The sequence below is a fragment of the Vibrio sp. 10N.261.51.A3 genome (assembly GCF_041471965.1).
In the GTDB taxonomy this organism is placed as follows: domain Bacteria; phylum Pseudomonadota; class Gammaproteobacteria; order Enterobacterales; family Vibrionaceae; genus Vibrio; species Vibrio crassostreae_C.
Map to the genome: position 1 here is coordinate 1 of NZ_JBFRPK010000140.1, position 1,190 is coordinate 1,190.

A 1,190-nucleotide genomic window follows, 5' to 3' on the forward strand; every position below is an offset into this window, starting at 1 on the left:
TTGTATGGATAATAAGCACTCCAATCGGGTAATGTGAGACCCAGGCTTTAGCTGCAACTAAAGCTTTCTATGTAGTAGTTCGTTTAAACGCTGGCTCCTCTATCGAGAGACCGATAACAAACATGAACGCTACATAGGACTTCAAGCATAAACCTCGAATAGTCGACTGGGTCTCGAACCCGCATTACGCAAGCATGAGTTAGCTTATTATGAATACCAAAATCAATCAAAGCATCAACGTTGGAGTTGATACCGGCAAAACACAATTAGACATCCACATCAGGCCACTAGACCTATTTTTCTCAGTAGAGAACAATGATAAAGGCATCAAAAAAGCACTCAAAACGATTAAGAGTCACAGTCCTGAACGAATCGTTATTGAAGCAACAGGCCGATTAGAAATGCCTTTTGTTCTTGCATGTGCAGAGGCTCAATTACCTATTGTCAGAGCAAACCCTGTCCACATAAAACGGTTCGCTGGTGCTATTGGCCGCAGAGCCAAAAATGATCGTTTAGATGCAGAATTGATTGCTCACTATGGAGAAGCAATCAAACCAGCTCTTACTGTCATAAAGCCAAAAAACATACGCCTAATGAGTGACTTAGTCATTCGCCGAAACCAGTTGTTATCCATGCAAACCATGGAAAGAACCGAATCCAGATACTTCCCGCTTCTCTCCATCCGACTATCAAACCGATGCTAACCACGATAAAAAATCAAATCACCAAGTTAGAAGAAAAGCTCGTTAAACTCATTGAAGATAGCCCTGAATATCAGGCTAAAAACACAATATTGCAGAGCGTCCCTGGAATAGGAAACATTGCCGCTGCATCAATAATTAGCAACGTACCAGAACTTGGCTACATCACAAATAAACAAGCGGCATCACTAATTGGTGTCGCTCCAATAACACGCGAAAGTGGGCGCTACAAAGGTAAGCGCGTGATCCAAGGCGGTCGAGCGCAAGTACGCACAGTGTTATATATGGCAATGATGTCAGCCATGCAATGTAACCCCGTATTCAAAGCAACTTATGCTCGACTTGTAGCTGCCGGAAAGCCTAAGAAAGTCGCAATAATCGCGTGTGTTCGAAAGATGGTTGTGACTCTTAACTCTATGCTGAGAGATGGCGCCATGTGGGATGAAAACACTGCCAAAAATTAATCATTGACGCCATAGTCGTTTGTTA

At 42.9% G+C, this 1,190-nt stretch carries 1 pseudogene; it reads left to right on the forward strand.

The annotated features are described in order from the left end of the window. The first annotated feature begins 209 nt into the window (after positions 1-209). Positions 210-1,165, forward strand: a pseudogene (locus tag AB4371_RS22195) (IS110 family transposase). Positions 1,166-1,190 lie beyond the last annotated feature (25 nt).